Here is a 26,304-nt window from a genome sequence, read left to right on the forward strand (position 1 = left end):
ATTGTAAGCGAGCGGCCCGATATAATGCGTTGAGGATGGCGGGTTGCGAACCCTCTTCTCTGGGACCAACGAATAGCGAAAGCTGCTTCATAAGCTGGTCCTAGGGCTTGGAATTGCTTTCCCTTTTTGCCGGTCGACGCAGGTGCCGGATACGAAGGGAGTGTCCGGTCGCCCGCCGTTTTCTGTACCGCAGCTTCGTCGACCCTATTCCGCCCGGACAAGAAAGCACTTGCTAGCGGAGCGTTTTCGCGCTTTCATATACGACTAAATAAGTAGACAATGGCAATAATTCTGCTGCCTGATGGCTTTTGACGAAGTAATCATATGGCGGCTGATTGCAGGCATCTGGTGTTGGATCAGAGTTGGACCTGCCTGTCGCATCTTTCATTTTGGAAGGGTCCTGATTGAAGAAGCGCGACGCGTATTGAGAACGGAAGCGGCTTTCGTGCGTTCTGTCGGCCGCAGTCCCAAGGTTGCCGAGGCCCGGATATCGGCTCTGTGTTTCCGGACCTGTGAAGTCAGCAAGCCCAAGAAAGGCATGATCGACCACCTCTCGCCCCAGGAGTTGATATGACGGTTCAGGGATTCTTTTCCGCCAGGACGAACGCGACAGCGCGGCCTTATGCGATGCCTCGCATTGCCGTGATCGGGCGCGGTTTTTCCGGCATGATGATGGCGATCGCCCTGATGAAGACGGTTCGCTTTCCCTTCCATCTGCAGCTTTTCGATCCTAATTCCACCGTCAGCGGCGGACAGGCGCTCGCCTCCGGACATAGCAGTGAAATTCTCAACAGCCGTGTTCGCGATCTTTCCGTTTCCGCGGGAGATCCCGACGACTTCAATCAATGGCTTTGCGGTAATGCGCCTTTCCGCAGCGCCGTCCCCGCCGCCATACCCGGTTTTTTGCAGATCTTCGTACCGAAGAGCATTTTCAGCGACTACGTCTATCAGCGCTTTTCGGAAGCCTTCTCGTCACGGCGGGATGTGGCGGTGCAGGTCAGCAGCGAGACGGTCTTCGGGCTTCGGCGTGTTCGGGGCGGCCGTTTCGTAGTGGAAAGCGATGGCGCCGCCAATGCGCCTTTCGACATGGTGGTGCTGGCGACAGGCTATGGCATTAGCGATCACGAATTCCAGGCCAGCGATCTCGTGACCGTGCCGACGACGGTGCGGGCGCGCCGTCTCGTGTCGCGACCGCATACGATCCTGCTCGGAAGCGGCCTGCGCGTCGTCGATCGGCTGCTGCAGATGCGTGAGAACGGCTATACGGGGCAGATCACCATTGTTTCGCGGCGAGGCTTTCTGCCGCAGAGCCACACACGCAACAATGCCGATCCGGTTTTCCCTGCCGACGAGATGCCCGGCAAGCTCAGCGAGATCGTCCGCTTCGTCCGCAAGGCTTGCGTCGAGGCGGAGGCGAACGGCCAGAGCTGGCAATCCGTCATGAACGGCTTGCGCAAGCATGCGCGCTCGCTTTGGCGATCTCTGCCAGCCGGGCAGAAGCAGCAGTTCAACCGCCATTTGCGGGCGCTTTATGACAGCCATCGCAATCGGCTTCCCGAGGCGCTGCATGTACGCCTCAATCAGGAGCTTGCCGAGGGCAATACGCTGCTGCGGCGCGGTCATTTTATCCGCCGCACGCCGACCGGGCTGGTTTTGAAGCCGGCTGGCCGGCAGGAGACCGAGCAGCTCTATGCCGACGACGTAATCGATTGTCGGTGCCAGGCGCCGGATTTGAATGCACCCTTGCTGCGTAGCCTCATCGATGCCGGTCTCGCGGTGCCGGACGAGCTTGGCCTCGGTCTCGCCGTGGACGCGACAGGCTCGCTTGAGGTCAACGGGCGTACGACAGACGGGCTTTTTGCGATTGGTCCCCTGGGACTTGGAAGTCTCCCCGACATCGATCTGGTGCCTGAGATCGTGACGCAGGCCTATGCGGCGGCAGAGAGCGTCGCGGAGCGTTTTCATCCTCAGTGCAAGGCGGTCTGACAGCCCTGCGGTTTCTTTCATTCTGGATCGCGATTGAGTGCTGCCGCATATGCATATCGCAGTTGCGGCCTCGAGCGGAGATAATGGCTTGTCATTTGTTATGTAATAACGTAACGATTGCCTACTCAGGCCGAAGCTCCAGGACAAATGAAAGCGCATATGACATCCCCGTTGCCCGCATCCGCTTTCTATGACATGAATACCGCCGATGGTGCTGCTTTCGGATCGATCCGGATGGCGGCTGAAAAGGGAACACGGTGCGGATTACCCATCAGGGGCCAAGACCGTGGCTGCCCCCGCAACTGTAAGCGGAGAGCGCGTTCGCAATATGCCACTGGCGTCAAGCCGGGAAGGCGCGAACGAGTTGTGACCCGCGAGCCAGGAGACCTGCCATCGACGATATCAACCGCAACGGACGGGGTGTTCCGATGGAAAATCAGTGGTTGGGCGAGGGCGCCGCTGCGTCCGCTGGCCCCATCTTGACTGTGCCTCCGGCGAAATCTCCGGGAGGCATCTCATGGATAATACAAAAGAGGCGACGCACCGGATCACCGTGTGCACCAACTGCCGTCATGTCGGCAAACCGTGCCGGCCGGGCCTCGAACTCCTGAAACATCTGCAGATGGCGATCTCCCAGGCTGACGCCGCACTCGCAGATGATTTCAGCCTGGAGGGCAGCGTCTGTATGGCGGGCTGCGAACGGCCGTGCACGGTCGCTTTCCAGGCCACGCCAAAGTCGACGTACCTCTTCGGTGACATCGAGGATGCGAGCGATATCGGTGCGCTCGTCTCCTTCGCGAAGCTTTATCGGGATCGCCCCGATGGGCTGACCCGCGAAAGCGAACGCCCGAGAGCGCTGGCAGGCAAGACCCTCGCGCGCATTCCCGCCGCCATCGTATCAGCCGAACGCCAGCTGGTCGTATTGCAATAGGAGCCGGGTCATGTCCGAACGAAGCGCACGACTGGAAGCAGACGGCATCAGCTGGGGTCCCCAGAAGGGAATGCCGATCATCAGTGGCATCACGCTATCAGTCGAGGCCGGCGCCCGGCTTGCGATCATCGGTCCGAATGGAGCCGGCAAGTCGACCTTGCTGCGCTGCCTCTATCGCGGCCTCAAGCCGCAGCGAGGTTCGGTGCGTCTCGACGGCATCGATCTTTGGTCCATAGGTCCGCGGGAGGCGGCGCAGCGCATCGCCGTCGTGCCGCAGGAGACGCCAGGTGATTTTCCCTTCAGCGTGCGGGACGTGGTGTTGATGGGCCGCATCCCGCACCGCAAGGGCATGGCACGCTGGAGCGATCGCGACCATGAGGTCACGACCAAGGCGCTTGCCCGTCTGGAACTGGAGTCTTTGGCACAGCGGCAATTCGCGTCGCTGTCGGGTGGTGAGAAGCAACGGACGCTGATCGCCCGCGCCTTGGCACAGGAGCCGGAACTCATCATCCTCGACGAGCCGACCAATCACCTCGACATCCGCCATCAGCTCGAGATTCTTGAGCTACTCAAGAGACTCGGCCCGACGATCATCACGACGCTGCACGATATCAATCTCGCTGCTGATTTTGCGACGCAGATCGCCGTCATGGATTGCGGGCGGCTTATGGGCCACGGCGAACCTGCCGAAGTCCTGACTGTGGAGCATGTCTCGAACGCTTTCAGGGTTGGTACGCGGCTGCATCACACCGACGGCGGCCCGCAGCGCTTTTCCTTTTCCCTTCGATAATACGATCATTGGAGTTATTCATGTTTTCTCGCATGTCCCTGTCTGCCGCGGCCTTGCTTATCGGAAGCCTGTTTGCGGGCACGACGCTCGCCGAGCCTGTCACCGTGCGCAGCTGCAATCGCGATGTGACCTTCGACAAAGCGCCGGAGCGGGCCGTTTCCAACGACGTCAACCTGACCGAGATGATGTTGGCGCTGAAGCTACAGGACCGCATGGTCGGCTATACCGGCATTTCCGGCTGGAAGACGCTGGATGAGAAGCTGCGTGACGGCGTGAGGGAACTGCCGGAGCTGTCGCCGAAATATCCGAGCAAAGAGGTGCTGCTCGGCGCCAATGCGGATTTCTTCTTTGCCGGCTGGAACTACGGCATGAAGGTCGGCGGCGAGGTAACTCCGGAAACGCTCGCCCCCTTCGGCATCAAGGTCTATGAGCTGACCGAATCTTGCATCTTCGTCATGCAGAAGAACAAGCCGACCATGGACGACATGTTCGTGGATCTCCTCAATCTCGGCAGGATCTTCCGCGTCGAGGACAGGGCGGAAGCGCTGGTCGCCGGCTATCGCAAGCAGCTTGGCGAGGTCCAGGCGAGGATCGGTCATGTCGCCAAGCCGACCAGCGTTTTCGTCTATGACTCCGGTGAGGAAAAGCCGTTCACATCGGGGCGCTACGGCATTCCGACTGCCTTGATCGAGGCTGCCGGCGGCGTCAATGTGATGGACGACGTCGAGAAGAGCTGGACTGAAGTGTCCTGGGAGCCGGTCATCGAGAAGAACCCTGAAGTGATCGTCATCGTCGATTACGGCCAGGTCACTGCCGCCCAGAAGATCGCCTTTCTCAAGGGCAATCCGGCCTTCAGGAATATCGATGCCGTGAAGAATGACCGCTTCGTCGTGCTGCCCTATGTGGAGGCGACGCCGGGGCCGCGCAACATCGAGGCCATCGCCACGCTGGCCAGGGCCTTTCACCCGAGCGCCATGTAATCGTCTGCAATGCCGATCCGCACCAGTCGATCATGGGGCGGATCCCTTCCTCAAGTTTCAAGCATGCGCCTCAATCTCTCCATCCTCATCCCCTTGCTCGCCATAGGCTTCATTCTGTCGATCACCGCCGGTGTTTCGCTCGGTTCGGCATCCATTCCGTTCTCCACCGTCTGGTCGATTGTCGGCAACAGACTGCATGTTGGTGCCTTTCCGGCCACCTGGTCCAGCGGGCAGGAAAGCATCGTCTGGGACGTCCGTTTTCCGCGCGTCGTTCTGGCGGCGCTCGTCGGGGCGGGGCTTGCCATCACCGGCGCCGTCCTGCAGGCGCTGACGCGAAATCCATTGGCGGACCCGCATCTCCTCGGCGTCTCCTCCGGGGCGGCATTCGGCGCCATTCTGGCGCTATTGCATACCGGGCTGATCCTCGGCCTGTTGACGGTGCCGTTGTTCGCTTTTGCCGGCGCCTTGCTCGCAACCGCGGCCGTCGGGCTGACGACGCGGCTGACGCGCTCGCATTCGGCCGATCGGCTCGTCCTGTCGGGCGTGGCGGTAGCCTTCGTGTTCACGGCGCTTGGCAACCTCCTGATCTTTCTGGGCGATCCGAGAGCCGCCAACACCGTTGTCTTCTGGATGCTGGGCGGGTTAGGACTGGCGCAATGGCAACATCTTATCTATCCCGCCGGCATCCTGCTGTTCTGCCTCGTTTCACTTCTTCCGAAGACGAGGGAGCTCAATGCACTTGCGATGGGCGATGAAACGGCCGTCACGCTTGGCATTGCCGTTGCACGATTTCGCTTGCTACTCTTCGTCATCACGGCGCTGCTGACCGGCGTGATGGTCGCCTTTTCAGGCGCAATCGGTTTCGTCGGGTTGATGGTGCCGCATTTCGTGCGGCTGATCGTGGGCGGCGACAATGTGCGCGTGGTGCCGCTGAGCGCCGCTTTCGGCGCACTGACGTTGATCTGGGCTGATGTCATCGCGCGCCTGGTGATGGCTCCGGAGGACATGCCGATCGGCGTGGTCACCGGGCTTACCGGAGGCGTCGCCTTCATCTTGATATTGCGGAGCAGGCGCGCATAGATCGACCCATTGCCAAGGTGTTTTCCTGGCCTATTTCCGGGCGGGCGATGATCGGCGCGGCAGGTCGTCGTCAAGATGAGAGCGGCCGATATCCGGTTTTGAAGGAGAGTCCGGATAGGATAACGGCATGGAATGCCTTCGTGTCGCCTTTCTTTGTCTTACAAGGCGTACGCGTAAAGACTATGGAATTCGCAATCCTACTATAGGACGACTCGGGTCTCCATTTTTGCGGCGATTTCGGTCATCCACTGCCTGCGACTTCATGTGCAACGAGGAGCTCTGCTTGCGCCCGCTGAAATCTCGTCTTTTTCTATTGTCCCTTTTGTTGCTGGGATTGGGTGTGTTTACCGCCATCATCCCGCTGGCGGGGGCTGCCCTTGCGCAGGATCAGCAGCCGGCCCAAGCGTCGCAGCAAACGGACCAACAGCCCGGGCAGCTCGCCAATGGGCTGCTGGACGCAGCTGTTACCGATCTTGGCAAAGCGAAGAAGACTTATGCATCGCTTCAGGACGCGGCGAAACAGGCAACATCGGATGACGAGACGCTCGTGGCGCTGTCCAGCCAGGTCGACGAACTCAACCGCACCACAGCTGCTATTTCCGCACGCCTGAAACCCCGTACCGCCGAAATCGATGCACGCCTGACCCAACTCGGTGCTGCGCCCAAGGAAGGCCAGCCGCCTGAGGCTCCGATCGTCGCGCAGGAGCGCGATCGGCTCAATGCCGAACGCTCCCAGATCAGCGCCGCGATTCTCGATGCCGACAATCTGACCGCAGAGACCAATCGGCTTGCGATGCAGTTCATGGAGATGCGCCGAAGGCTGTTTGCCGAGACGCTATTCAAGCGGACGGAGATTTCCACGGCGACATTCGACGATGCAGGGGCGGCTCTGGTCGACGAGGGCGTCAAGTTCAGTACCGCCGTGACGAGCTGGATCGGCTTCGTGCTCAAGGCAAAGCTTGCTTCATTCCTGGCCGCTGTCTGCCTGTCGATTGGCGCTGCTCTGATCTTTCTTTTCGGTGGTTATCGGCTATTCCGCCGCTATTACGTGCAGGACGAGGCCGTCGAGAATCCGCCCTATATCAGCCGGCTCTCCGTCGCCTTCTGGTCGACCTTGATCCGCACGCTGTCGCTGGCTGCCTTTCTCGTTACGTCTTTCTTCTTCCTCTCGAATTTCAATGTGCTGCGGCCTGACATCGCGCCGATACTGGCTGCGGTTTTCGCTTTTATCGGACTCGTCTATTTTGTCGGTCGCTTGAGCAATGCTGTCTTCGCGCCCTTCCGGCCCCATTGGCGGCTGGTCAAGCTGTCGAACAAGGGGGCACATTCGCTGACCTGGTGCCTGCAGGCCATGGCTGTGGTCAACGGGCTGGATTACGTCTTCGACCGCATCAGCGAGTCCATGGGATCGCCGGTCGTCGTTACCGTGGCCAAGAGCTTTCTGGCGGCACTGCTGATCGGCCTCATTCTGATTGCAGCCTCCTTCGGCTCGCCGATGCTTGCCAAAAACGGCGATCCGGATGCGCCAGGCCGCCATTGGCCGCATGGCATGGCCATCATTCTTCGCGTTCTCGGCATATTGGTGATCTTCACCTCGTTCATCGGCTATGTCGGGTTGGCCCGCTTCATGGCAACGCAGATGATCGTGACGAGCGCCGTCATCGCGACCATGTATCTCGGCTTCCAGCTCGGCAAGGCCGTATCCAAGCAGGGCGTCTTTGCCGAAACGATCATCGGACGCTTTCTGGAAAATCGCCTGAAGCTGCGTGAAGTGGCGCTCGATCAGGCCGGTCTTGCAGCTGGGCTTGCGACCTACGCCGTCGCGCTGCTGACCGGCATTCCGCTGATCCTGCTCTCCTGGGGCTTTCACATTCAGGATCTGGAAACCTTTGCCTACAGGCTCTTTACCGAGATCAAGATCGGCAACATGTCGATCTCGCTGCTCGGCATTTTCGTCGGCATCCTGCTGTTTGCGGGCGGCTATCTGGTCACGCGCTGGTTCCAGCGCTGGCTTGACAGCAATGTCATGGCGCGCGGGCAGGTGGATCTGGGTGTCCGCAACTCGGTGAGAACCGGTATCGGCTATCTGGGCATAGCGTTGGCGGCGATCTTTGCCATTTCCGCTGCCGGCATCGATTTATCCAGCCTGGCCCTCGTCGCCAGTGCCCTCTCGGTCGGTATCGGTTTCGGCCTGCAAAACATCGTGTCGAACTTCGTGTCCGGCCTGATCCTGCTGGTCGAGCGGCCTTTCAAGGTCGGCGACTGGATCGTCTCGGGCACTTCGGAAGGCATCGTCAAGCGCATCTCGGTGCGTGCGACAGAGATCGAGACCTTTCGCAAGCAGTCGATCATCGTGCCGAATTCCGAACTTATCAATGCGTCCGTCGGCAACTGGACGCATCGCAACAGGCTCGCCCGCTCCGAAATCCCGGTATCCGTCAGCTATGATGCCGATCCGCGCAAGGTGATGGATATCCTGCTGGAGCTGGTACGCTCGATTCCGAAGGTGCTCAGGAATCCGGAGCCGCATGTAGAGTTCCTGCGTTTTGGTCCATCATCGCTCGATTTCGAGATGCGCTTTTATTTGTCGGATCTCTCCGATGGCATGGAGATCCGCAACAATCTGCGCATCGAAATCCTGAAGCGCTTCAAGGAGGAGGGGATTTCCATTCCCTATCCGCATCAGGAGTTGCATATCGTTCGCGAGGGCAGACGAGGCAGGCAGTCGGATATCGCAGCCGATGCCTTGACGGATTTTGCAGACGGGCCTGAAGCTGAGGATGACGTAAAAGAAGATTCCGCTTTGTCGGCCGAAGGCAAGGTATCGGAAGCGAAGAGCACTGGCCGGCGCCGTGGCAGGACCGCGGCGGAGTGATCCGATTACCGGCAGAGCCCGCTGAAACAGAGCCATGTTGTCGCCGGTGGGAATGATGCGGTCATCGTTTCCGCCGGTTCTGCTCGGAAGTTCGCGGTTTGCGTTCCTCGAGGGGAGCGTGTCGCGCTCTTTAGGATTGTTTCTCTCGGTCTGGTTAGGGATCTCGCGCATGTCGTTGCCGCGAGAACTCTGGCGATAGCATGCCTGGAAAGCCGCGAATGGGGCAATTTTCTTCACCTCCGGGAAACCAGTCGGCTTAACAAATCCGCAAAGGCTTTGTTCTAAAAAAATACAGAGGGGATCATTTTCAAAAACAGGTTTTCATTATGCCATTTCTGGGTGTTTCGGGGATGCAATACTCCGGTGCGTCTCTTGCCGGCTCGCGCATTCTTCTCGTCGAGGATTCCAATCTTTTTACATCAATGGTCAGGGCCAAGCTGAAGGAGCTTCTGGATATCGACGTCGAAATCTGTCGCAATTTCGAAGAGCTTCAGCTTGCCTATGACAAGTCGTCGGAGCCGATCAAGCTGGCGATCTCCAATATGAATCTCCCAGGCGCCGAGAAGGGCGAAGCCCTGGCCTATCTTCTCGATCTCAGCATTCCGACGATCGCCTTCACGGGTACTTTTCTCGAAGGCACGCGCGACGAGTTGATCGCCAAGGATGTGGTGGATTACATTCTCAAGGACAATGTCTTCGCAGTGGACATGCTGGCGGAATCGATCTGCCGTTTTCTGACCAACCATCGTCACCATGTTCTCATCGTCGATGACAGCGCGACGGCGCGCGCTTTGCTGTCCAGCCGGCTGAAGCGCTATAATTTCCGCGTCAGCGTTGCTGAGAATGGTGCCAAGGCGCTCCAAATCCTCAAGGCCAGCCCGGATATCGGCCTTATGGTCACGGACTATAATATGCCCGACATGGACGGATTCGAGCTGACACGGCGTATCCGTGCGACGACCGGCTCCCATGAGCTGCGCATCATCGGTGTCTCCTCATCCAACAACCGGCTGCTTTCGGCCCGCTTTCTCAAGGCGGGGGGCAATGATTTCATTCTGCGGCCATTCATCGATGAGGAGTTCTACTGTCGCGTGAATCAGAATCTCGACACGCTGTTGCAGATTCAGTCGGCTCAGCCGCCCGCCAGGGAGATACGGGCTGGATAAATCGGCTAAAATAATCCCAAGAAAAGTGAGGAAAAATCACTTTTATGTAAATCTCCGCAATCAGCAGTTCCAAATTTTTCACGAATCCTGTTCAGGATACGTGCAACACGGTTTGGCAGACCTGCAATTGACTGACTATTCATACACCTGACGGTGTGGGAGGAATTGACGGGAAATGGTACTGCATGCGGGAAACATTGGCGGCGGCATCGGTCACCGCGATGGCAGCCAGAAAATACTTCTGGTTGAGGATTCGCGCATGTTTTCCGCGGTGCTATCGCATCGGTTCGAAACCGAGCTCGGTCTTGCTGTCATCCATTGCTCTTCATTGAAAGTGCTGAACGAGGTGCTGGCAGAGGCGGATCGCAGTTTCACGATGGCGGTGATCGACCTGAACCTTCCGGACGCTGCCCATGGAGAAGCCCTGGACGTTGCCGTTGCCCATGACATTCCCACCATCGTCTTCACGGCGTCTTTCGACATGGCGACGCGCCATCGCATCATGGAGCGCAATGTCGTCGACTATGTGCTCAAGGATGGCGAGTTCGCCCTCGACAATCTCGTCTCCTCCGTCCGGCGCGCCATCGCCAATCGGTCTGCCCGCGTTATGGTTGTCGACGATGTGCCTTCGGCACGGAAAATGCTGACGGATTTGCTGCACGCTCAGCAATTCAAGGTCGCCGAAGCCGGCACGGGTGTCGAAGCCCTGGCAATGCTTGAGACATTCGACGACATCGAAATCGTCGTCACCGACTACAATATGCCCGACATGAACGGCCATGAACTGACCCGCCGCATCCGCCACCGCTATGGCTCGGATCGGATGCGGATTATCGGCATTTCGTCTTCGAACGATCGTTTGCTGTCTGCGACCTTCCTGAAGGCGGGCGCCAGCGATTTCATCTACCGCCCCTTCGTTCAGGAGGAGCTGCAATGCCGTATCGCGTTGAATGTCGAGACACTGTCGCAGCTGAAGCAATTGCGAGCGGCAGCGGCGAGCGATTATCTGACCGGGCTCTATAACAGGCGCTATTTTTATGACCACGGCCCACGGCTGGTCAATGAATGCCTGCGGCGCCAGCGCCCAAGCTCGGTTGCCATTCTCGACATCGATCACTTCAAGCATCTGAACGATACTTATGGTCACGAGATCGGAGACCAGGTGCTAAAGGCGGTGGCCGGCAGGCTTCACGGGCTCTTGGAAGGCACCGACAATCTGCTCTCCCGCCTTGGCGGGGAAGAGTTTGCCATTCTGTTTGCGGAAATGAACTCGCGCGCGGCGACCGCGCTATGCGACGAGGTCCGCCTCAGCTTGGCGGGCCTGAAGGTTCATGCCGACGACGAAGAGCTTTCGGTCACTGTTTCCATCGGCGTAGCGGAGATTGCCGGCTACGAGTCCTTCGACAACTATCTCAATGCTGCCGACCAGTTTCTCTACATGGCGAAGCACAATGGCCGAAATCAGGTCTATTCCGATTTCAAAATGGCCCAAGAGGCGGCCCAGTAAGCCGCCTGCCTGATCCGCTTGCTTTGAGTTCCACCACCCTCAGATGACAATACCGGTCCGGTTGGTCGACATGGTCAGCTTGCGCTCCGCGCGCTCCTGTTGTGGCGAGCGATTATAGAGTTCGCGATAACACTTGGAGAAGTGCGAGGCGGAGACGAAGCCGCATGCGACTGCCACTTCGACAACAGGCATGGAGGATTGCACGAGCAAATGCCGGGCGCGATCCAGGCGGATCTCGAGATAGTAACGAGCCGGTGAGCGGCCCATTTCCTGGCGGAACAGGCGCTCGATCTGCCGGCGCGACAGACCGGCATCGTCGGCGATTTCCAGCAACGACAGCGGCTCGGCGAGGTTGCTTTCCATCAGCTCGATGATCGACAGGACCTTGGAGTTCTGCACGCCGAGACGCGCACGCAGCGGCAGGCGCTGCCGGTCGTGCGGGCTGCGCACCCGATCAGTCAGCTGCTGCTCGCAGACGCGGTTGACGAGGTTCTCGCCGAAATCCTGGCCGATGAGGTTCAGCATCATGTCGAGCGAGGCGGTGCCGCCGGCGCAGGTGTAGAGATTGCTGTCGACCTCATAGAGATCGGCATAGACTTCCGCCTGCGGGAAAGTTTCCGAAAAGCCAGGCAGGTTCTCCCAGTGGATCGCGCAGCGCTTGCCGTTCAACAGGCCCGCCTGGGCAAGCACATGGGCGCCCGTACAGAGGCTGCCGACGGCGACGCCGCGATTGTACGTCTCGCGCAGCCAGGCATTGACCGACTTGTTGTGGAATTCCTCGACATAGATGCCGGAACAGACCAGCACCATGTTCGGGCGGTTCTCTCCGCCAAGATAGCGACGCTCGTCGGTAAGGGAGGAATTGACCTCCAGCCCGATGCCGCTGGAGGAATAGACTTTCTGCCCGTCCGTCGAGGCAAGCCGCCATGTGTAAGCGGGATAGCCCAGCATGCGATTGGCAATCCGCAGCGTCTCGATCGCAGCGGAAAACGGCAGCATGGTGAAATGCGGAACAAGGAAGAAAACCAGGGAACGCGTCTTGATCGGGGTCTTGCTCATGTCGTGAAAATCCATGCTCCAGGGCCGTTACGTATTCCTTGCGTCAAATACGTCGGCCCGATGGTCTATAAGCGACATTGGCATGGATAATCGCGGCCGCAAAGGGATATTTGCGTCTACCATGAAAAATAGGGGAGCTGTAGGAGGGAAGCGAAGCGGAGCCGAGCGATATGCTCAAGGGGCAAAATATATTTGCGGGTAATTCTCAAGATTAAAGTGCGGTTCGCATCTGGATGCGCAAATGTTCAAAAGGCGACGCGTTCGGGTTAAGCGTCGCCTTTAGTTGTTATGCTCTTTCATTATCATCGGGTGGCTTTCGGCTTCTTGATTTCGTTTGCGGCCGGCCAGCCTAAGTCCTTGCGCATGTCATCGGATAGAGATTCGAGCTCGCGAAGGGAGCGCCACTGCTGCCAACGATTAGCAAGGCGAGAAAAGAAGGGCATATAACTTCCGCCTGACGGAAACGGGTTCCGCGCGCCGGTCTGTCTATAGCTGATGGTCGTCATTTTCAGGGTCCTTTCAGTGTCAACCGTTCAAAATGTCACGGGTTTAATATGGGCTCGGCAGACCCATCAATCAAACGAATAGATCTTATAGCTGCCATTAGTATTCTTGAACGAACGGAGCTTGCTGGGTTTGCGCTCCAGCACGGACAACGTACGATCCGGCGGGAGGCCGCGCGCATTGACGTCATCGATCAGATGAGCGGGAAAGCGGGCGGCAATCTCGTCGAGTGTGTGCTGTGCCATCCGCTGAATTTTGCGGAGGCGTATGAGAGAGAGAAGGCGAGAGGCCTCGTCCAATGCCGTGCCAGCCATGATTTTACTCCTTCGAGGCTGTCTGCGATGAATTTCCATTAGGTCTAATATGGTGCTTCGTTGACATTCAGACAAATGAAATGATATGGTGTTTATGATCAGAAAAATTGAAAGGTAATCGATATGACCGTACCGTTCCGCCGGCCCATACCGTTGCTTGACAATGAAGTTCTGCGTACCTTTGTCGCGATTGCGGAAACGGGGAATTTTTCGACTGCGGCCGATGCTGTCTTTCGCACGCCGTCAGCTGTTTCGATGCAGATCAAGAAGCTGGAAGAGCAGCTCGGCGTGACGCTGTTCCTGCGCGATGCGCGCTCGGTCAGTCTGACGCAGCACGGCGAGATGCTGCTTTCCTATGCGCGCAATATACTGGCACTCTCCAACGAGGCGGTTTCGCGCTTCATCATGCCCGAGCTCAGCGGTGTGGTGCGGCTTGGCGCACCTGACGATATTGGCGAGCGCTTGCTGCCGACCATCCTTAAGAGCTTTTCCGAGACTTATCCTGGCATCATGGTCGATGTCGTTGTCGATATGAGCATCCAGCTGAAGAAGCGCATCGAGGAGCAGCGGCTGGACCTCGCGCTGATCAATTGCGCCACGCGGCCTTTCCCAACCGAAGGGGAGGTTATCTTTACGGAGCGCCTCGTCTGGGCCGGCGCCAAGTGCGGCACGGCCTACCGCCGCGATCCGCTGCCGATTTCCATCTGGGAGGAAGGCTGCATCTGGCGTTCGGAAGCCATGGCGCAGCTGGAGCGGCAGAAACGCGCCTATCGCGTTTCCTATCTCAGTGCCCATACGATGGCGCAGCGCGCCGCAATCGTCTCCGATCTTGCCGTCGCGCCATTCCCGCGCTCCTACATCACGGATGATATGGAAATCCTCGGGCCGAATGAAGGACTGCCGGAACTGACGTCCTTCGACATTCGTCTGCTGACTGCTTCACAGATGACCGGGCCCATGAAGGCGGTGGCAGACAGCATTCGCCAGGCCTTTGTCGAGATCGGACGCAAAATGGCCGCGTAGCGCGCGGCCAATCATCTCTTGGACAAATTGCTTTCTTACTCGCGGCTGCGGCGACGCCTGCGGCCGCCGCCTTCTCCGCCATCGTCGGAGATCTGCTTGCGCTTCGGCAAGGTCACGACCTTCGAGAGTTCCGGGAAGCTATCGACCTTGTTCGGCAGCGCCATGGCGTAGACGAAGTGCTCCTGAAATTTTGATTCAAGCGCCGTCTCTATCTTCTCGATTTTCCTGACAGTTTCCTCGATCTCACGGCGATGGCCGCGGTTGAGCAGAGCCATGCGCGCGCCCGTGCCGGCGGCGTTGCCGACGGCCTTGACCTTGTCGAGTTCACAATCGGGAATAAGCCCCAGCACCATCGCATATTTCGGATCGATAAAAGTGCCGAAGGCGCCGGCAAGGCCGATGCGATCGACATGATCGATGCCTTGCTTGTCCATCAACAGCTTGACGCCGGCATAAAGCGCTGCCTTGGCAAGCTGGATAGCGCGAATATCGTTTTGGGTGACCGTGATGCGCGGTTCGCCGTCCCGCAGCAGGTAGGAGTAGGTGCGGCCGTTCTGCAGGATGCGCGGCGAGCGTGCAGCCATGGCGCCGTCGACGACGCCATCTTCCGAGATGATGCCGGTGAGGAACATTTCAGCGACAACCTCGATGATCGCGGAGCCGCAGATGCCGGTGACCCCGACCTTGGCGGCGGCTTCTTCGAAGCCTGGCTCGTCCGACCAAGGTTCAATGCCGATGACGCGGTAGCGCGGCTCCAGCGTGACGGGATCGATGCGCACGCGTTCGATGGCGCCGGGTGCGGCGCGCTGACCGCTGGAAATTTCGGCGCCTTCGAAGGCCGGGCCGGTTGGCGAGGAGGCGGCGACGACGCGGTGACGGTTGCCGAGCACGATTTCAGCATTGGTGCCGATGTCGACCAGCAGCATCATCTCATCCTGGCGATGCGGCCCTTCGGCAAGTGTCGCGGCGGCCGCATCGGCGCCGACATGGCCGGCGATGCAGGGCAGCATGTAGATGCGCGTGCCGGCATTCATCGGCAGGCCGATCTCGGCCGATTTCAGATGCACGGCCCCGGATACGGCAAGCGCAAAGGGCGCGCCACCAAGCTCTGTCGGATCGATGCCGAGGAAAAGGTGATGCATGATCGGGTTGCCGACGAAGACGGCGTTCAGAATATCCTGTCGCGACACGCCGCCATCGGCGCAGACCTTGTCGATCAAGCCGTTCAAGGCTTCGCGAACGGCATTGGTCATGGCCTCGCGGCCGTCAGGATTCATCATCACATAAGAGACGCGGCTCATCAGATCCTCGCCGAAGCGGATCTGCGGGTTGGAGGCGCCGGCTGATGCCACGGTTCTGCCCGACAGCAGCGAGGACAGATGCATGGCGATCGTCGTCGAGCCGATATCACAGGCAATGCCGTAGGCTTCGTTCTTCAGGCCGGGATAGAGCGCGATAAGGCGAGGGCGCTCGCTGTCCTGATCGCGATGAATGGCGGCCGTCACCTTCCATTCGCCCTTGCGCAGGATCGACTGCACTTGCGGGATGAGGTGAAAATCCACTTCGAGATTGTCGTATTTCCAATCCGCCGTGATTGCCGCCTTCAGGCGATCCAGATCGCCAAGCGGCTTGTGCATGTCGGGTTCCTCGACCTCGACGTAGCACATATGCACGGCCGCGTCGCGAGCAATGACGCGTTCGTCGGCCGCCTTGCGCACCACCTGCGCGTTGATGACGGTATCCTGCGGTACGTCGATGACCAGATCGCCCTGGATCAAAGCGGAGCAGGAAAGCCGGCGGCCTTCAGGCAATTCGCGCACCTCTGCATAGCGCTTTTCCTTCGGCCCGATCGGCGAAAGATGGTCGTTGGACGAGACGATCTTGTGCTTCGCGAAATTGCCTTCCTGCACGGAGACCTGGCAACGCCCGCAGGTCGCACGGCCACCACAGACGCTCTCGACATAGACGCCGAGCTGACGGGCTGCCTCCAGCACGGGCGTTCCCACGGGGAAGTGGCCGCGCTTGCCGGATGGCATGAAAAGGACAAGAGGTTTGGCGCTGTCGCTGGCTTCGGCCACGGATCAGCCTTTCTATTTGCTAAGGCGGCGCACGTTCGAGCGAACACGCCTGCTATAGGGTTTTATCGCGGCGTGAGCGACCGCATCGGCGATGCTGCGCTGGCTTGTCGCGCCTGCGGCCGTCAGAGCGGCGAAACCCTGTTGCACCATTGCTGCGTTTACGGCAACGGCGCTTTCCGCCGCTGCCATCATCTTCTCCGAGATCATCCGGTTCATTTCGGCCGCGTTCACGCTGCCGGCCAGCGCGTCCATCCACATCTGCTGCAGCCGTATGCCGATCACGACGGGCGCCTGCAGCCAGAGCGTGGCAAGATCATTGGAGAGGCCGCGACCGGATGCCATCTTATTCCCTCGCTGCTCCCGCACCGGCGCGCGCGGCACGGCCGCCACGGCGCCCACCGCCGGCTGGGGCAGCCGTTGCTGCGGCGGCTGCGACGCCGCCTTCTGCAGGCTTGTAGTCACGATAGGTCATGATCCAGTTGGTGCAATTGGCATCCGTGCCGTTCAGCACGTTGGCGGCGCGCACGGCTTCCATTTCCTGCGGGCGGCAGGGGTTCATGATGGCGGAGGTCATGCCTGCACCGATGACCATCGGGATGAAGCCGGCATTGATGCCATGGCGATGCGGCAGGCCGAAGGAGATATTGGAGAGGCCGCAGGTGGTGTTGACCTTCAGCTCGTTGCGCAGCCGGTGCAGCAGCGCGAAAACCTGACGGCCAGCATCGCCAAGCGCGCCGATCGGCATGACGAGCGGGTCGACGACGATGTCCTCAGGCTTGATGCCGTGATCCATGGCGCGCTCGACGATCTTCTTGGCGACGGCGAAACGAACGTCAGGGTCCATGGAAATCCCGGTCTCGTCGTTCGAGATGGCGACGACGGGCACGTCGTATTTCTTGACCAGCGGCAGGATGGCTTCGAGCTTTTCCTCTTCGCCCGTCACCGAATTGACCAGCGGCCGGCCCTTGGCAACCTTGAGGGCCGCTTCGATTGCCGCCGTGACCGAGCTGTCGATCGAAAGCGGTACGTCGACCAGACCCTGCACGATTTCAAGCGTCTGCACCAGCAGGCCCGGTTCGGTCTCGTTCGGGTTGACCGAAGTAACGCCTGCGTTGACGTCGAGCATGGTCGCACCGGCGGCGACCTGTTCCAGCGCATCCTTGATGACGGTGTCGAAATTGCCTTCGATCATCTCGGCGGCGAGCTTCTTGCGCCCCGTCGGGTTGATGCGTTCGCCGATCACGCAGAAAGGCTGGTCGAAGCCTATGATGATCTCGCGGGTGGCGGAGGCAACGATGGTACGCGTCATGTCTGATCCTCTGGTCAGTTGGCCCGATAGCTGGTCTATCGTGCGGTGATCTGGGTTACAAGCCGACCGGTTCCTCTCCCGGCCTGCTGCTATCGTCTCGAATTCAATGTGCCTGCGGCGGCGTATGGTGGGCTGCAATCTCCGCCATCGCCTGCTGGTTTTCTTCCCTGCCTTCGCTGATCTGGTGCAGCCGCTCGGCGACAAGCGCATCGGTGCGGCTTGCCTCGCGTTTCCATGGCTGACGGCCCTTCAGCACGCCGGAATCATGAACCATTTCGGCAACATATTCTTCCTGGCGGTAGGCCATGACGTGAATACCGGAAACGCCCTCGATCTCCTTCACCTCGTTGATGATGTCGATGCAGAGCTGCTTGCCTTCCTTCTTCTGATCCTGTGCGCCTTCGATGCGCTTGATCACTGCGTCGGGAATATGGACGCCTGGTACGTTGGAGCGCATCCAGCGGGCGGTCTTTGCCGATGCCAGCGGGCCGACGCCGACGAGAATGAAGCATTTTTCGGTCAGGCCGAGATCGCGCACCTTCTTCATATATTCCCGGAACATCGGCACGTCGTAGCAATACTGGCTCTGGACGAACTGCGCTCCGGCTTCGATCTTCTTCGCAAGCCGGTAGGGGCGGAAGTCGTAGGGCGGCGCGAAGGGATTGATGGCGGCGCCGAGAAAGACTTTCGGCGGCGAGGTCAGCTTGCGGCCGGACAGGAATTTCGCGTTGTCGCGCATGATGCGCACGGTTTCGAGCAGCGACATGCAATCGAGATCGAAGACTGGTTTGGCGCCCGGCTGATCGCCCGCCTGCACGCCGTCACCGGTCAGGCACATGATGTTGCACACGCCCATGGCGGCAGCACCCAGCACGTCGCCCTGGATGGCGATGCGGTTCTTGTCGCGGCAGGCGATTTGCATGATCGGCGCATAGCCCATGCGCGTCAGCAGCGCGCAGATCCCGACCGAGGACATATGGCAATTGGCGCCGGAGGCGTCGACGGCGTTGATGCCGTCTACCCAGCCCTCGAAAATGGCGGCGCGCTCGTAGACATCCTCGGCATTGGCGCTGTCGGGCGGGTTCAGCTCGGCGGTGACGGCGAATTCGCCACGGCGAAGCACCCGCTCCAGCCGCCCGAGCGAAGAATGGCCGGGCAGGGGATCGAGCGGCAGATGCGCGCCAAGCGGATTTTCATCGATATGCGACATCGCTCAGGCTTCCTTTTTCGCCGCTTCTCGGGCTGCGGCCGCCTCTGCCGTGACGCGAAGCCACGATGACGTCTCGCGCAGCGACTGATTGACGGGCTTCTGCACCTTCAAGATTGCATCGCCCTGGATCATGTTCCGCGAGCCGTTCCAGGCCTGCACCCAGACGCAGGGCATGTCGGGCTCGACTTCGCAATTGCCGTTGGCGCGAACGCCGCCGCAGGGGCCGTTGCGCAGCTGCTTGGGACAGTTCATCGGGCAGGACATGCCCGTCGACGACAGCGCGCACTGGCCGCACATGCGGCAATCGAACAGGAAGCCCTTCACATTGCGTTCGATGAAGGTAATCGGGCGCTCCACGCGCTCATAGCCGAACGCTTTCCACAGCGGATGAAGCAGCAGGAATGTGTCGGCGAAACGACGGTAGAACCATTCGAGAAAACGCGAATGACGCACGGCCCAGAGACGGACCGTATATTTGCGTCGGGCGCGGCGGTTAGGGGAGACGCCGGCCGGCGTGTAGGCGCCGCTGGCCGCCTTTGCGCCCGCGGCGGCATTGCCAGGCTTCTGGACGGCATCAGCCATTGTCGCGGCCTCCGGCCTTCACCAGCGCCACCAGCCGCTCGCGATCATAGGCAGCCTCGATCTCGCCGGCTGCCTTGTCTGCTTCGGCCTCGAGATCGTCGGAGACCGGTACGGGATCCGCCTTGCGCCATTCAGCCAGATAGTCGTCGGTTTCGGCCGCGCCGGTGCGCATGGCGCACATGTCGATCGCTTCGGTAAAGCGCAGCGAAAGCTCGCGTTTTGCCGTCTGCCTGCCCTTCTTGATGATGACCTGGGCCGGAATGTCCCGCCAGTAAACGACAATGCGATCTGCCATGCGCAAAATCTCCTCTTCACGCCAGAATGCACGCCGGCAGACCTCGGGACTGCGCTCGCCACGACGCGGCACATGCCGAAAAGCGACGCGATATCGAAACCTCGCCTGCAAGCATCCCCCAAGCTTATTATCCTTTGAAACGGACGGGTTCGAACTGTGATTGAATGTCTTTGACTCGTCCAGCATGTCGGTCTCGGCAAAGAAGAGGAAGATCGAAAACCGACGCAGATGTCGTAATCAGACGGCCAATAATTCGCGGGCAAGATCGCCGTAGCCGGTATAGCGATATTCGTATTCCAGGCCGAGAAAGGCGGCAGCGTCCCTTGCCTTTGCCTGTAGCGCCGGATCTTCTTCCTGCGAGAGATAGACGACCTTGCGGTAGTTGCCGAAATAAATGTCCCGCAGCTCCGGATGGCGGTCGAGGCCGAGCGGAACCACGACAAAGGCTTCGAACTGGCGGGCGAGAAAATCTGTCAGGAAAAACGATGTGATGTCATCGTCGCGCGCGGCGAAAGCCTCGTTGCCGGTGAAGAAGGAATAACAGTGCGGACCGGAAAGGCGCTCTATTCCTTCAAGCTGGCAGATCCTGTCGATATCGCCGCCTGTGCCGCAATCGGCATAGCCGATAAAGATCTTTTCGAAGCCGCGCGCGCGCGCATCGGCAATAGCCTCTTCCAGGGCTGGTGCGATCTTCTGCGGATAGGAATGATAGATTGCGGGAAGACAGTGAAGGTCGATGTGATCGAGCCCGTTTATTCTGGTGACCGCTAGTATTTCGCGCGCGATTGCCCCGCACGCAATCACATGAACTTTTTGGGTTTGTGCGCGTTTATCGCGCGGAGGGTTCTTCTCCGCATTTTTTTGATCGATATCCACTCAGAGGGGGTTCCCAATCATGACTGCACCGACACTCACGAAAATTGCCACCGCCTGCGTCGTTCTCATGGTGCTTGCCTCTTGCGCCAATACTATACGTGGCATGGGCAGAGATACCGCAAATGCGGTGAACGCAACCGAGGACGCCGGTCATACCGTCAAGAAGGCGGCTCAATAGCTAATTTGGGATACCAATGTGCCGGCGGCAACCCGTTGATTGTCGCCGGCACTCAGTTTCTTGCAATCAGGCGCCCGCAGCCAGGCTGTTGTGCTTGCGCTTCATGAATTCCTTGGCAGTCTCCACCGCCACGGCAGCGTCACGGCAATAGGCGTCAGCACCCACGGCCTTGCCGAATTCCTCGTTCAGTGGCGCGCCGCCGACCAGTACGACATAGTCGTCACGCAGGCCCTTTTCCTTCAGCGTATCGATAACGACCTTCATGTAGGGCATGGTCGTGGTCAGCAGTGCCGACATGCCAAGAATATCGGGCTGCTCGCGCTCGATGGCGTCGAGGTAGTTTTCGACCGGATTGTTGATCCCGAGGTCGATGACGTCGAAACCGGCGCCCTCCATCATCATGCCGACGAGGTTCTTGCCGATGTCGTGAATGTCGCCCTTGACGGTGCCGATCACCATCTTGCCGAGCTTGGGTGCACCGGTCTGTGCCAGCAGCGGCCGCAGGATCGCCATGCCGGCCTTCATCGCATTGGCCGAAAGCAGCACCTCCGGAACGAAGAGAATGCCGTCGCGGAAGTCGATGCCGACAATACGCATGCCCTCGACCAGCGCCTGGGTCAGAACATCGTAAGGAGCCCAGCCGCGCTCCAAGAGGATATTGGTCGCTTCCTCGATTTCTTCCTTCAAGCCGTCATACAGGTCGTCATGCATCTGCTGCACGAGCTCTTCATCAGAAAGTTCCGAGAGAATGATTTCGTCGTCAGACATGCGCTCCATCCCATTTTCGTGCAGCATCAGAGACTTGTATAAAACACTGCCGCCATTACGGATAGACCGGAAGGCCGCCAAAACTCTTTTTGAATGCGACGTCGCACGGAACAATCGCGACGGACGAAGAACAGTTGATATTGTCAGCCGATGTCTGTCCTATGCTAATTGCTGGCGCATTAAGGAACGTCCGCTTGTCGGAATCAGGTAGCATGGGGCCTGATAGACGCATCCATGCGCAGGAGTGAGGAAACATCATGGACGATATGATTGAGCAACCGGCTGCAGGCAATGATGGCGGCGGACGGCGTTCGCGCAGTGAGGGCAGGGGTGCGGCAGCGCGGCGCGCTTCGCGCAGCGGCGGCGGGCCGGGTCCTTCGCTCCCCTATATCACCCGTAAGATCGGCGTCTATGAAGTGCTTGACGAAGAGGGCCTGCAGCTCATCGAACGCAATGCCGACACGGTTCTGGAGGAAATCGGCATCGAATTTCGCGATGACGCGGAAGCTCTGGCGCTCTGGAAGGAAGCCGGTGCCGACGTACGCGGCCAGCGCGTGCATTTTCCGAAGGGACTTTGCCGCGAACTTCTGAAGACCGCGCCGAAGGAATTCACCTGGCATGCGCGCAACAGCGCCCGCAATGCCCATGTCGGCGGCAAGGCGACGATTTTCGCGCCGGTCTACGGCCCGCCTTTCGTGCGTGATCTTGAGGGCAACCGCCGCTATGCGACGATCGAGGATTTCCGTAATTTCGTGAAGCTCGCCTATATGGCACCGTCGATGCATTCGTCCGGCGGCACGGTCTGCGAGCCTGTCGATATCCCGGTCAACAAGCGCCATCTCGATATGGTCTATAGCCATATCAAATATTCCGATAAGCCGTTCATGGGCTCAGTCACCGCGCCGGAGCGTGCAGAAGATACGATCGCTATGGCAAAGATCGTGTTCGGCGACGATTTCGTTGAAAACAATTGTGTAACGCTGAACCTCATCAATGCCAATTCGCCGATGGTGTTCGACGAAACGATGCTCGGCGCCTTGAAGGTCTATGCGCGGCACAATCAGGCTTCGGTGGTTTCTCCCTTCATTCTCTCGGGCGCGATGAGCCCCGTGACGGTCGCAGGCACGCTGACGCAGATTCTGGCCGAGGTGCTGGCCGGCGCTTCCTTCACGCAGCTGATCCGCAAGGGCTCGCCTGTTCTGTTCGGCACCTTCGCCGCATCCATTTCGATGCAGTCGGGCGCCCCGACGTTCGGCACGCCGGAGCCATCGCTTGTCTCCTATGGCGCAGCACAGCTCGCGCGTCGCCTCGGTCTGCCGTTCCGCACCGGCGGCTCGCTCTGCGCTTCCAAGGTGCCGGATGCGCAAGCCGCGCACGAATCCGCCAATACTCTGAACATGACACTGCTGGCCGGCACGAATTTCGTGCTGCACGCGGCCGGATGGCTGGAAGGCGGTCTCGTCTCCTCCTACGAGAAATTCATGATCGACCAGGACCAGCTCGGCATGATGCAGAAGATGGCTGAAGGCGTGGATCTCTCGGAAAATGGCCAGGCGCTCGATGCCATCCGTGAAGTCGGACCGGGTAGCCACTATCTCGGCTGCGGCCATACGCAGGCGAATTTCCAGTCCGCCTTCTATCGCTCGCCGCTCGCCGACAACAACTCCTTCGAGCAGTGGGAGATCGAAGGTCAGAAACGCATCGAGCAGCGGGCCAACGCGCTTTGCCGTTCCTGGCTCGATCATTACGAAGCGCCGCCGCTCGATCCGGCCATCGACGAGGCTCTTCTCGCCTATATCCAGAAGCGCAAGGACTCGATGCCGGACGCCTTCACCTGAAGAGAGCCCGAGGCCGCCAGGGAGCAAGGCGGTGCGACACGCGTTGCCGATCTCATCCAGAAGGAAGTCTGGCGGCCGCACTATGAATATAAGGGGCCGCGGTGAGCCGCGGCCCTGCCATCTTCGAACAGCTCCGTGCGACGCTCGGCGTTCACGGAGTTTTCGTTCGTGGCAGCTTGTCCTTCCATGAAGGCGAGGGGCCGTTGCTGACGGATGGCACGCCTGCACGCGGTGTCGTGCTGCTGGGCAATATCGGCGGCTCGATCTGGCCGGCGTTTTCGAAATGGCTGGATATGCCCGTCAACAGGACGCGCAAGAATCCCCTTGATGACTGGTCGAAGGCGATTATCCGGCCGGTTGCAAGCGGGCTAGCGGCCACTACCTATTTTCCTTCGGATCCTCCCTGGCAACCGTTCCAGCGATGGGCCATGCAGGCCGAGGGCTTGAAAGCGTCACCGCTCGGCATCTTGATCCATCCGGACTATGGTTTGTGGCACGGATATCGCGGCGCATTGGGATTTGCCGATGCGCTGGAAGGAACGGAGGTGCCGCCGTTTTCTCCGCATCCATGCGATCTATGCATGGAGAAACCTTGTCTTGCCGCCTGTCCCGTTGGGGCGATAACGGCAGCCGGCTTTGATCTTCCAGGCTGCCGGTCGCGTTTGCGCACATCACAAGGGCAAGCCGGCTGCATGGCCGGTGGCTGTCTTGCACGCAATGCCTGCCCGGTCGGGGCAGGCTATCGTTACCCCGCCGAACAGCTTGCATTCCATATGGCTGCACTCCAGCTTTAGGTCTCACGCCTTCCTTGTTTCGCCGCATTGCGATGCGTTCTGAAGCCTGTGTTATTCATGCGGGGCTATGCGCTTGATTCGATTGATGGTCATTCTTGCCGTTCTTGCCTTTGCCGCCACCGCATCGGCCGGCGAAGCCTGTCGCAAGGTCCAGCATCTTGGGGACGGCTATACGGTCTGCACTTTCGATGCGGTCAGCGACGACATTCAGATTTTTCAGAACGATCGCAACGGCAAACCTTATGGCTCTTTCCGTGCCCTGGAAAATGATCTGCGTCAGGATCGCATCTATGTGCGCTTCGCCATGAATGGCGGCATGTATCTCGACGACCAGTCTCCCGTGGGTCTCTTCGTCGAGAATGGACGTGAGGTGAAGGCGATCAACACCAACAAGGGCTGGGGTAACTTTCATCTCCTGCCGAACGGGGTCTTCTATCTCGGGGCGGGCAAGGCCGGGATCATGGAAAGCAAGGCCTTCGCAGCTTCCGGCATCAAACCTTTTTATGCGACGCAGTCCGGCCCGATGCTGGTCATCAGCGGCAGGCTTCATCCGTCATTTCTGGCGGATAGTCCGAGCTTGAAGACACGAAACGGCGTGGGTGTTACCTCAGACGGCAAGGTCGTCTTCGCCATTTCCGATGGCGCGGTGCGTTTCCACGACTTTGCGACGCTATTTCGCGACGAGTTGAAATGTCCGAATGCGCTGTTTCTCGATGGCAGCATCTCCAGCCTCGATATCCCGGAATGGCAAAGGCGCGACAGCCTGTTTCCGCTCGGGCCGATCATCGCAGTGACGGAAATGCTGCCGGGTTGACGAGCACTTGAAACGCGAAGAGCTCCGCATTGCATCGCGGAGCCCTCGGCTATAGCCACCAAATTTCAGACGAACTGATCGATATAGGTCATGATGCTGAACAGGCCGTCCTTCGGACCCGGATTGGCCGGGAAATCCTCGGTGAAGCGGAGAAAGGCCCTTGGACTGCCGCCATAGCTGCCGGTCTGCGGCGCTTCCCTCGAGAGATGCTGCCGGATCGACTGCGGGAGAAGGTTGATCGTGGCATCGTCGATGATCGGTTCGATGATGACGGGTTCGCCATTGAAGGCGATCGCTTCCGTCGCGGCGGTGGAGATGCCTGCCAGCTTGCGGATTTGATCATAGGATTCCGGCGGTAATGGCGTCGGCAGGTAGGCCGCCATGCGGTGATACATGATATAGGCTTCGACCCAGTTCTGCGCGTTGACATGCAGGCGCATGGCGACCGCCTGACGCTGCAGCATGAATTCGGTGATGCGAGGCATCAGCGAGCCGCGATAGTCAGGCGGATAGCGGTTATCGCGCAGCGCCTGCGAGGCGAGGTATTCGAGGCCGCCTCTATAGGTATCCCACTGGAACATGCATTCCTTGTTGCCCTGCTGCAGGCGCGGATCGTCTGAAACGGCGGTCACGCGCGCGAAAGGCTCCGGCATGAACAGCACGTCGGCCTTGTCCAATGCACGGGTCGTATAGAGGAATGCCCAGAAGATGAACGGCGTCGGGCTGGAAATTGATTTCAACAGAACGTCGCGCCGGATGATCATGAATTCGGGGAAGATGTGACGGTCGAGAATGAATTCCAGCATCGAGCGGAAATCACCCTTGGCGTGACGCGTCGGATAGGAGAGGTGATAGAAGGGTTCCATATCGCCGCCGCCAGGCCTGCCATCGACGAGGAGCCACGGCGCCTGGATCATGCCGATATTCTTGTCGTCCACCATGATACGAAGATATTCGACGACTTTTTCCGGGATCAGCAAATCGTCGTCGCCGAGGAAAACCGCGTAATGGCCGCGGGCTCTCTGCATCGCAAAAGCGTAGTTGCTGATGAAACCGGAATTGCGCGCCCGGCGATAGGCGCTGATTTCCGGATGATGCGAGATCGACTGAATGTAGGCTGCGGTCTCATCCGTCGAACAATCGTCGACAATGACGATTTCGAAAGGGAGGCCCAGTCGGCGAAACTCTTCCAGGTGGAAATTGACGTTCCGCTCGAGCATGAACTGACGGTTATAGGTCGGAACGCAGACCGAAAGGACGGGGACTTGGGCAGAAGACATCGATATTCTCCACGAGGCATCAGCGCGATTCTATGCGCGGACTTTGATCCATGAATAAGCGGGATTG

At 59.4% G+C, this 26,304-nt stretch carries 26 protein-coding genes and 1 riboswitch; of the genes, 13 read left to right on the forward strand and 13 right to left on the reverse strand.

The genetic code is table 11. The features are described 5' to 3' along the window. Positions 1–232: 232 nt before the first annotated feature. Complete coding sequence (locus tag AC13QY_RS14310) at positions 233–550, reverse strand: hypothetical protein (RefSeq protein ID WP_145632708.1); 318 nt, start codon at positions 548–550, stop codon at positions 233–235. A 20-nt stretch (positions 551–570) separates the two neighbouring features. Between AC13QY_RS14310 and AC13QY_RS14315 the strand changes: the two genes are divergently transcribed. The 8 genes from AC13QY_RS14315 (at position 571) to AC13QY_RS14350 (ending at position 11,315) form a co-directional block, all read left to right on the forward strand. After that, complete coding sequence (locus AC13QY_RS14315; protein WP_113332998.1) at positions 571–1,986, forward strand: FAD/NAD(P)-binding protein; 1,416 nt, start codon at positions 571–573, stop codon at positions 1,984–1,986. A gap of 192 nt (positions 1,987–2,178) precedes the next feature. Next, positions 2,179–2,395, forward strand: a riboswitch (cobalamin riboswitch). Between the two features lie 108 nt (positions 2,396–2,503). Next, complete coding sequence (locus tag AC13QY_RS14320) at positions 2,504–2,917, forward strand: DUF1636 family protein (RefSeq protein ID WP_145632711.1); 414 nt, start codon at positions 2,504–2,506, stop codon at positions 2,915–2,917. Between the two features lie 10 nt (positions 2,918–2,927). Further along, positions 2,928–3,707, forward strand: a complete 780-nt coding sequence (locus AC13QY_RS14325) for an ABC transporter ATP-binding protein (protein WP_113333000.1) — start codon at positions 2,928–2,930, stop codon at positions 3,705–3,707. Between the two features lie 20 nt (positions 3,708–3,727). Beyond that, positions 3,728–4,687, forward strand: a complete 960-nt coding sequence (locus tag AC13QY_RS14330; RefSeq protein WP_145632716.1) for an ABC transporter substrate-binding protein — start codon at positions 3,728–3,730, stop codon at positions 4,685–4,687. 63 nt (positions 4,688–4,750) lie between these two features. Then, positions 4,751–5,767, forward strand: coding sequence for a FecCD family ABC transporter permease (locus AC13QY_RS14335; protein ID WP_145632719.1), 1,017 nt, complete (start codon positions 4,751–4,753; stop codon positions 5,765–5,767). A 283-nt stretch (positions 5,768–6,050) separates the two neighbouring features. Further along, positions 6,051–8,642: a mechanosensitive ion channel family protein gene (locus tag AC13QY_RS14340; protein ID WP_145632722.1), complete on the forward strand. Its 2,592-nt coding sequence runs from the start codon at positions 6,051–6,053 to the stop codon at positions 8,640–8,642. A 326-nt stretch (positions 8,643–8,968) separates the two neighbouring features. Continuing rightward, positions 8,969–9,808, forward strand: a complete 840-nt coding sequence (locus tag AC13QY_RS14345) for a response regulator (RefSeq protein WP_113354536.1) — start codon at positions 8,969–8,971, stop codon at positions 9,806–9,808. Positions 9,809–9,983: 175 nt separating this feature from the next. Further along, positions 9,984–11,315 (forward strand): diguanylate cyclase, encoded by a 1,332-nt coding sequence (locus AC13QY_RS14350; RefSeq protein WP_145632724.1) that lies wholly within the window; start codon positions 9,984–9,986, stop codon positions 11,313–11,315. 39 nt (positions 11,316–11,354) lie between these two features. Here the strand turns inward: AC13QY_RS14350 and AC13QY_RS14355 are convergent, their stop codons facing one another. The 3 genes from AC13QY_RS14355 to AC13QY_RS14365 all read right to left on the reverse strand — a co-directional run bounded on the left by AC13QY_RS14355 (position 11,355) and on the right by AC13QY_RS14365 (position 13,192). After that, positions 11,355–12,374, reverse strand: coding sequence for a GlxA family transcriptional regulator (locus AC13QY_RS14355; protein ID WP_442966447.1), 1,020 nt, complete (start codon positions 12,372–12,374; stop codon positions 11,355–11,357). A gap of 302 nt (positions 12,375–12,676) precedes the next feature. Next, positions 12,677–12,880 (reverse strand): YjiS-like domain-containing protein, encoded by a 204-nt coding sequence (locus AC13QY_RS14360; RefSeq protein ID WP_113333005.1) that lies wholly within the window; start codon positions 12,878–12,880, stop codon positions 12,677–12,679. 66 nt (positions 12,881–12,946) lie between these two features. Then, a complete protein-coding gene (locus AC13QY_RS14365; RefSeq protein ID WP_145632730.1) occupies positions 12,947–13,192 on the reverse strand; it encodes a hypothetical protein in 246 nt (81 codons plus the stop codon). A gap of 123 nt (positions 13,193–13,315) precedes the next feature. On the opposite strand from AC13QY_RS14365, the gene AC13QY_RS14370 reads away from it, so the two are divergent. Then, positions 13,316–14,215 carry a LysR family transcriptional regulator gene (locus AC13QY_RS14370; RefSeq protein WP_113333007.1) on the forward strand — a complete coding sequence of 300 codons (900 nt, stop codon included), beginning with the start codon at positions 13,316–13,318 and terminating at the stop codon, positions 14,213–14,215. Between the two features lie 35 nt (positions 14,216–14,250). Here the strand turns inward: AC13QY_RS14370 and AC13QY_RS14375 are convergent, their stop codons facing one another. From AC13QY_RS14375 to AC13QY_RS14405, 7 genes are all read right to left on the reverse strand, one after another. Continuing rightward, complete coding sequence (locus AC13QY_RS14375; RefSeq protein WP_113354624.1) at positions 14,251–16,251, reverse strand: ASKHA domain-containing protein; 2,001 nt, start codon at positions 16,249–16,251, stop codon at positions 14,251–14,253. A gap of 54 nt (positions 16,252–16,305) precedes the next feature. Beyond that, positions 16,306–16,635 carry a hypothetical protein gene (locus tag AC13QY_RS14380; RefSeq protein WP_113354539.1) on the reverse strand — a complete coding sequence of 110 codons (330 nt, stop codon included), beginning with the start codon at positions 16,633–16,635 and terminating at the stop codon, positions 16,306–16,308. A 1-nt stretch (position 16,636) separates the two neighbouring features. Then, positions 16,637–17,602 carry a methyltetrahydrofolate cobalamin methyltransferase gene (locus AC13QY_RS14385; RefSeq protein ID WP_113354540.1) on the reverse strand — a complete coding sequence of 322 codons (966 nt, stop codon included), beginning with the start codon at positions 17,600–17,602 and terminating at the stop codon, positions 16,637–16,639. A gap of 103 nt (positions 17,603–17,705) precedes the next feature. Then, a complete protein-coding gene (locus AC13QY_RS14390; RefSeq protein WP_113354541.1) occupies positions 17,706–18,812 on the reverse strand; it encodes a methylenetetrahydrofolate reductase in 1,107 nt (368 codons plus the stop codon). Between the two features lie 3 nt (positions 18,813–18,815). Continuing rightward, positions 18,816–19,394 (reverse strand): methylenetetrahydrofolate reductase C-terminal domain-containing protein, encoded by a 579-nt coding sequence (locus AC13QY_RS14395; RefSeq protein ID WP_113354542.1) that lies wholly within the window; start codon positions 19,392–19,394, stop codon positions 18,816–18,818. Then, positions 19,387–19,689: a virulence factor gene (locus tag AC13QY_RS14400; RefSeq protein WP_113354543.1), complete on the reverse strand. Its 303-nt coding sequence runs from the start codon at positions 19,687–19,689 to the stop codon at positions 19,387–19,389. The genes AC13QY_RS14395 and AC13QY_RS14400 overlap by 8 nt, the downstream gene beginning before the upstream one ends. A gap of 237 nt (positions 19,690–19,926) precedes the next feature. After that, entirely contained in the window at positions 19,927–20,565 is a 639-nt protein-coding gene (locus tag AC13QY_RS14405; protein WP_162748864.1) for a DUF1638 domain-containing protein, read from the reverse strand. 19 nt (positions 20,566–20,584) lie between these two features. On the opposite strand from AC13QY_RS14405, the gene AC13QY_RS14410 reads away from it, so the two are divergent. After that, positions 20,585–20,743, forward strand: a complete 159-nt coding sequence (locus AC13QY_RS14410) for an entericidin domain-containing protein (protein ID WP_047632875.1) — start codon at positions 20,585–20,587, stop codon at positions 20,741–20,743. Between the two features lie 66 nt (positions 20,744–20,809). On the opposite strand, the gene AC13QY_RS14415 is transcribed toward AC13QY_RS14410, so the two are convergent. After that, positions 20,810–21,511, reverse strand: a complete 702-nt coding sequence (locus tag AC13QY_RS14415) for a corrinoid protein (protein ID WP_069613213.1) — start codon at positions 21,509–21,511, stop codon at positions 20,810–20,812. A 257-nt stretch (positions 21,512–21,768) separates the two neighbouring features. Between AC13QY_RS14415 and AC13QY_RS14420 the strand changes: the two genes are divergently transcribed. From AC13QY_RS14420 to AC13QY_RS14430, 3 genes are all read left to right on the forward strand, one after another. Next, a complete protein-coding gene (locus tag AC13QY_RS14420; protein WP_069613167.1) occupies positions 21,769–23,349 on the forward strand; it encodes a trimethylamine methyltransferase family protein in 1,581 nt (526 codons plus the stop codon). Positions 23,350–23,450: 101 nt separating this feature from the next. Continuing rightward, positions 23,451–24,143, forward strand: coding sequence for a 4Fe-4S dicluster domain-containing protein (locus AC13QY_RS14425; RefSeq protein WP_113354544.1), 693 nt, complete (start codon positions 23,451–23,453; stop codon positions 24,141–24,143). Between the two features lie 85 nt (positions 24,144–24,228). Next, a complete protein-coding gene (locus tag AC13QY_RS14430) occupies positions 24,229–24,957 on the forward strand; it encodes a phosphodiester glycosidase family protein (protein WP_173002454.1) in 729 nt (242 codons plus the stop codon). Between the two features lie 65 nt (positions 24,958–25,022). Here the strand turns inward: AC13QY_RS14430 and AC13QY_RS14435 are convergent, their stop codons facing one another. Beyond that, on the reverse strand, positions 25,023–26,237 hold the full coding sequence (locus AC13QY_RS14435; protein WP_145632735.1) for a glycosyltransferase family 2 protein: 1,215 nt from the start codon (positions 26,235–26,237) through the stop codon (positions 25,023–25,025). Positions 26,238–26,304: the final 67 nt, after the last annotated feature.

It is taken from the genome of Martinezella sp. CNPSo 3795, from assembly GCF_057784475.1.

Coding starts and splice junctions, on each gene's coding strand:
- AC13QY_RS14315 (WP_113332998.1), top strand. CDS start 571: ATGACGGTTCAGGGATTCTTTTCCGCCAGGACGAACGCGACAGCGCGG.
- AC13QY_RS14320 (WP_145632711.1), top strand. CDS start 2,504: ATGGATAATACAAAAGAGGCGACGCACCGGATCACCGTGTGCACCAAC.
- AC13QY_RS14325 (WP_113333000.1), top strand. CDS start 2,928: ATGTCCGAACGAAGCGCACGACTGGAAGCAGACGGCATCAGCTGGGGT.
- AC13QY_RS14330 (WP_145632716.1), top strand. CDS start 3,728: ATGTTTTCTCGCATGTCCCTGTCTGCCGCGGCCTTGCTTATCGGAAGC.
- AC13QY_RS14335 (WP_145632719.1), top strand. CDS start 4,751: ATGCGCCTCAATCTCTCCATCCTCATCCCCTTGCTCGCCATAGGCTTC.
- AC13QY_RS14345 (WP_113354536.1), top strand. CDS start 8,969: ATGCCATTTCTGGGTGTTTCGGGGATGCAATACTCCGGTGCGTCTCTT.
- AC13QY_RS14350 (WP_145632724.1), top strand. CDS start 9,984: ATGGTACTGCATGCGGGAAACATTGGCGGCGGCATCGGTCACCGCGAT.
- AC13QY_RS14355 (WP_442966447.1), bottom strand. CDS start 12,374: ATGAGCAAGACCCCGATCAAGACGCGTTCCCTGGTTTTCTTCCTTGTT.
- AC13QY_RS14360 (WP_113333005.1), bottom strand. CDS start 12,880: ATGACGACCATCAGCTATAGACAGACCGGCGCGCGGAACCCGTTTCCG.
- AC13QY_RS14365 (WP_145632730.1), bottom strand. CDS start 13,192: ATGGCTGGCACGGCATTGGACGAGGCCTCTCGCCTTCTCTCTCTCATA.
- AC13QY_RS14370 (WP_113333007.1), top strand. CDS start 13,316: ATGACCGTACCGTTCCGCCGGCCCATACCGTTGCTTGACAATGAAGTT.
- AC13QY_RS14375 (WP_113354624.1), bottom strand. CDS start 16,251: ATGCCATCCGGCAAGCGCGGCCACTTCCCCGTGGGAACGCCCGTGCTG.
- AC13QY_RS14380 (WP_113354539.1), bottom strand. CDS start 16,635: ATGGCATCCGGTCGCGGCCTCTCCAATGATCTTGCCACGCTCTGGCTG.
- AC13QY_RS14385 (WP_113354540.1), bottom strand. CDS start 17,602: ATGACGCGTACCATCGTTGCCTCCGCCACCCGCGAGATCATCATAGGC.
- AC13QY_RS14390 (WP_113354541.1), bottom strand. CDS start 18,812: ATGTCGCATATCGATGAAAATCCGCTTGGCGCGCATCTGCCGCTCGAT.
- AC13QY_RS14395 (WP_113354542.1), bottom strand. CDS start 19,394: ATGGCTGATGCCGTCCAGAAGCCTGGCAATGCCGCCGCGGGCGCAAAG.
- AC13QY_RS14400 (WP_113354543.1), bottom strand. CDS start 19,689: ATGGCAGATCGCATTGTCGTTTACTGGCGGGACATTCCGGCCCAGGTC.
- AC13QY_RS14410 (WP_047632875.1), top strand. CDS start 20,585: ATGACTGCACCGACACTCACGAAAATTGCCACCGCCTGCGTCGTTCTC.
- AC13QY_RS14415 (WP_069613213.1), bottom strand. CDS start 21,511: ATGTCTGACGACGAAATCATTCTCTCGGAACTTTCTGATGAAGAGCTC.
- AC13QY_RS14420 (WP_069613167.1), top strand. CDS start 21,769: ATGGACGATATGATTGAGCAACCGGCTGCAGGCAATGATGGCGGCGGA.
- AC13QY_RS14430 (WP_173002454.1), top strand. CDS start 24,229: ATGGTCATTCTTGCCGTTCTTGCCTTTGCCGCCACCGCATCGGCCGGC.
- AC13QY_RS14435 (WP_145632735.1), bottom strand. CDS start 26,237: ATGTCTTCTGCCCAAGTCCCCGTCCTTTCGGTCTGCGTTCCGACCTAT.